General features: G+C 67.7%; 1 pseudogene. It reads left to right on the forward strand.

From position 1 onward, the window contains the following. Positions 1-55: 55 nt before the first annotated feature. Positions 56-4828: pseudogene (locus tag ACFO4E_RS29930) on the forward strand (hypothetical protein); the annotation flags it as partial.

Genomic DNA, 4828 nt, shown 5'->3' on the forward strand with positions numbered 1-4828 from the left:
CGGGGACGGGCCGGGGAGTGTGCTGGTGGGGCGGGGGGCGCGGGGGGTGCGGGGGGTGCGTCTTGTCGTCCATGCCGCCTACCGGCATCCCGGTGAGCGGGTTGCGGGTGGGGTTGTGGAGGAGGTGGTGTTCGTGGAGGCCGAGGTCGTGCCCGCGGGGTGGGTGCCGCCCGCGGGCTGGTCGCCCGTCCCTGCCGGCGATGCCCACGACGGCTACCTTGTCCTGGACCTGGGTGACGGCCTCGTCCTGCCGGAGGATCCGCTCGAGGATGCGCGCGTGATGTGGGAAGCGGGCCTGGATGAGTTCGCCTTCCCGGGTGGCGTCTCCCGGCCGGAGGCGCTCGGCGGTTCCACCGAAGGTGTGGAGGCAGCGGGCGAAGACCCCTACGCCTATTCCGGTGATGAGGGCGGGCGTGTTGATTCCGATTCGGAGATGATCGACGTCGCGGGGGGCGGTGTCCTTTCGGATTCGGGTAGCGAGGACGGCGGCCGGGAGGGTTCTGATCGTCGTGTGTCGCAAGCGCCCGGCCAGGCCGACGCCGAGGCCGCCGACCGTGTTGATCCTGACCATGCGCGTGAACGTGTGGCGGGGCTGCCGCTCCACGATCGCATTGTTCTGGCTCGGCTTGTGGATGGCCGTTCGCCGGCAGAGATCCCAGCCCGCCACGCCGTGAATATCTACCACCGGTTGAATGTGCGTTCGAGTGATGATGCGGCCGATATTGCGCGTGCGGCGGGGCTGACGTTGGAGTCGGTCCAGGCCGAAGCGCGTGGACTCGTGAAAAAGCTGTCGCCTGGCGATCGCATTGTTCTGGCTAGGCTTAGGAATGAGGACCGTAATCAAGTTGATATCGCCAAAGACCTTCCCGCAACGACCCCGCACGCATTCAATACGCAGGCCAGCCGCGTGTACCGTCGAATGGGTCAGCATTCGCGCGAGGAGGCGGTCGATATTGCGCGTGCGGCGGGGCTGACGTTGGAGTCGGCCCTGGCCGATGCCGAGGCCGCCGGTCCCGCCCGTACCTCAGCACTGCGGGGCTCGCGCGGATCCCACTTGGTGTCCCTACCCCCGGCCGTCGGAGGGTTGACTCCTGAGCAGCGGGCCAACGGTCTGGTGAGGGCCCGCACACTGACCTTCGACCAATACCAGGTCCTGGTCGGCCTCAAAGACGGGAAGAGCGCTGTGGGCATCAGCAGGCTCACCCGCTTGGCTGTTTACTGGATCGAGGACCTCAAAGTGGGCCTTCCTGCCGATCTGGGGCTGGACGACATCACGCAGGCGATTGCCCTCGCCGGAGACCGCGAATTCCCGCCCCCGCCCCCGCCCGTGCCCGCCGGAGAGCTGCCCCCGGACGCACGGGCCCACGCGTGGGACCGCATCACGGGCCTGAAAGACGGCCGGCATCGTGCTCTCGTCCTGCTCGGTGAGGGGCCGGACGGCGAAACGGTGGCTGAGCAAAACGACCGGATCGCCGGCGAACTCAACATCTCGCCCGGGGTAGCCGCCTCATATATCACCGATGCCATTGGGCATCTGAGGCTGAAGGGTCGCGATCAGGCCATCACTTTCGTGCGGGTGACCGGGTTGGCGTCCGGCCCCGGGGAGGCCGGGGGTCAGGGCGGCCCTGTGCCTTCGGCAGGGCAGGCATCTCGGCCCGTGGACGAGCCGATAGAGATTTCCGATGATGATTCTTCGGAGTCCTCGGATGCGGGTGATGAGGATATCTATGGGGTTTCCGATGATGACGTGTCGGATGCCGGTGGTTCTGGTGCGGGTCGTGGGCGTGGGCCGGATGATGATGGTGCTTCTGGTTCGGCTGCTGTGGGTGGTGGCCGGGGTGGGTCCGGGTCGGGTTCTGGTGGCGGGTCCGCCGGTGGTCGTGGTGGAGGGTCGGCCGGTGGGGCTTCGTCGGGTTCTTCTGGTGGTGGGCGTGGTCGGGGTTCTGAGGGTGTGCGGGGGCGGAGGGCCTATGAGGAGGAGGACGGTCCCGATGACTTGTACGCACCGGAGCCGGAGCGGGAGCCTGCTCCTGTCGATCCTGATGATCCCTGGGGCGGCAATCGTCCGGTGACACCGGATTTCAGTGCTCTGGCGGACCGGAAGGAGAAGGAGCGCCCACGGACGGTCGAGGATGTGGTCGCCGATCTGACCTACGGTTACAGTCCGGGGGATATCCGGACCTACGCCGCGCGGGAGGCCGGTTGGCAGGTCCTCATGGCGGGCACCGGCCCCGAGCGGCTCCCGGATGGTTCTGGTGGTGACTCCGGTGGCGGGGCAGGGTCGTCGGCCGGTGACGGGGGCACCGTGATTCCTGTCACGGCTCTGGAGGGTCTGGATCGTACGATCGCGGCTCTGGCCGGGCGGGGTTTGAAGATCCGCCAGATCGTCGAGCGCACCGGGACACCGGAGGGCACGGTCAAACGTAATCTTCGTGCCATGTACATCCGTGTGGAGGGTGTGGGTGCGGCCGGGGACGAAAGTGGCCGGAGAAGGGACCGTCTGGCGGCGTTGGGTCGGTTGGCGCGGGATGCGGGGTTGGAACCTGATCCGGCGTTCCTTCCGGGTACGGAGACCGTTTCGGTTTCGGATCTTGTCGGTCTGGATCGTACGATCGCGGCTCTGGCCGGGCAGGGTTTGAAGATCCGCCAGATCGCCGAGCGCACCGGGACACCGGAGGGCACGGTCGACAATCACCTTGGTGCCATGTACATCCGTGTGGAGGGTGTGGGTGCGGCCAGGGACGAGAGAGGCCGCGGAAGGGACCTCCTGGCTGAGTTGGGTCGGTTGGCGCGGGAGGCGGGGTTGGAACCTGATCCGGCGTTCCTTCCGGGTACGGAGACCGTTTCGGTTTCGGATCTTGTCGGTCTGGATCGTACGATCGCGGCTCTGGCCGGGCAGGGTTTGAAGATCCTTGACATCGCCGACCGGACCGGGACACCGTCGAGCACGGTCGACAATCACCTTGGTGCCATGTACATCCGTGTGGAGGGTGTGGGTGCGGCCAGGGACGAAAGTGGCCGGAGAAGGGAGCGTCTGGCCGAGTTGGGTCGGTTGGCACGGGAGGCGGGGTTGGAACCTGATCCGGCGTTCCTTCCGGGTACGGAGACCGTTTCGGTTTCGGATCTTGTCGGTCTGGATCGTACGATCGCGGCTCTGGCCGGGCAGGGTTTGAAGATCCGCCAGATCGCCGAGCGCACCGGGACACCGCGGATTACGGTCATGAATCATCTTCGTGCCATGTACATCCGTGTGGAGGGTGTGGGTGCGGCCAGGGACGAGAGAGGCCGCGGAAGGGACCTCCTGGCTGAGTTGGGTCGGTTGGCGCGGGAGGCGGGGTTGGAACCTGATCCGGCGTTCCTTCCGGGTACGGAGACCGTTTCGGTTTCGGATCTTGTCGGTCTGGATCGTACGATCGCGGCTCTGGCCGGGCAGGGTTTGAAGATCCTTGACATCGCCGACCGGACCGGGACACCGATGAGGACGGTGACGGATCACCTTCGTGCCATGTACATCCGTGTGGAGGGTGTGGGTGCGGCCAGGGACGAAAGTGGCCGGAGAAGGGACCTCCTGGCTGAGTTGGGTCGGTTGGCGCGGGAGGCGGGGCTGGATGCTGATCCGGCGTTCCTTCCGGGTACGGAGACCGTTTCGGTTTCGGATCTTGTCGGTCTGGATCGTACGATCGCGGCTCTGGCCGGGCAGGGTTTGAAGATCCGCCAGATCGCCGACCGGACCGGGACACCGTCGAGCACGGTCGACGATCGCCTTGGTGCCATGTACATCCGTGTGGGTGCGGGCAGGGGAGGCGAACGAGGTCGTCTGGCGGCGTTGGGTCGGTTGGCGCGGGAGGCGGGGTTGGAACCTGATCCGGCGCTCTTGCGCGGTGCCGCCACCGGTGGTCGGACCGGTATCGCGGGCGTGGTCCCCGCACCGGGTTCCCACGAGGTCGCCAACGACCCTGAGTGGCTCCCTGACGCTGACGGCGGTGTCTCGCCGGGGGATCCTCTGACGGATTTCCTGGTGGAGGCGGGTGCGTTGTCGCCTGATGCCCGCGGCACGCGCGGTGTTGCACCGCGGAGCCCGGAGGCTGGACCCGCCCACGACCCTGAGGACCTGCCTGACGCCGACGATGCCGATGGTGGTGACTCCGTTGGCGGGGCAGGGCCGTCGGCCGGGGGCCAGGAGCCGGGTGGGGGTATGGGCAACACTGTCCGGGCCCGGGTCGATGACGTGGCCGCTGATGAGTGGGCGCGGATGAGCCTGCCGATCGTGGAGACGGTGGGGGGGGCGGTGGCCGGGGTGGAGGGCGCCCACGTCCTGGCCACCACCATTGAGCAGGCGAACTCTTTCTGGGAGTACACGCGTTATGACCGCGACATGGTCGACGACGGGCTGGCCGCCGACGGCGATGTCGCGCCCGACGACCACGACGATTTCTGGTGGATCGTCGGTGATATCGATGCGGTTCTGGAGCGGGCGATGCTGCCGGTGGCGGTCACCGTTCATGTGGGTGCGGGGGCGGGGTTGCTGGGCCGTTTGGGCATCGATCCGGACGGTCCCCTTGACGCGGCGGTGGGCGCGGTGGTGGATGTCCCGCACTATCTCACCGGCACGTTCGGTACGCGCGCGGTGGAGGACGCGCCGGCCTATGTGATGCTCCGTGTGCCTGGGGGGTTCCCGGCGGTCTATGTGGCGGGGGAGCCCGGGGACGGGCCGGGGAGTGTGCTGGTGGGGCGGGGGGCGCGGGGGGTGCGGGGGGTGCGTCTTGTCGTCCATGCCGCCTACCGGCATCCCGGTGAGCGGGTTGCGGGTGGGGTTGTGGAGGAGGTG

It is taken from the genome of Nocardiopsis mangrovi (assembly GCF_042653925.1).
Lineage (GTDB): Bacteria > Actinomycetota > Actinomycetes > Streptosporangiales > Streptosporangiaceae > Nocardiopsis_B > Nocardiopsis_B mangrovi.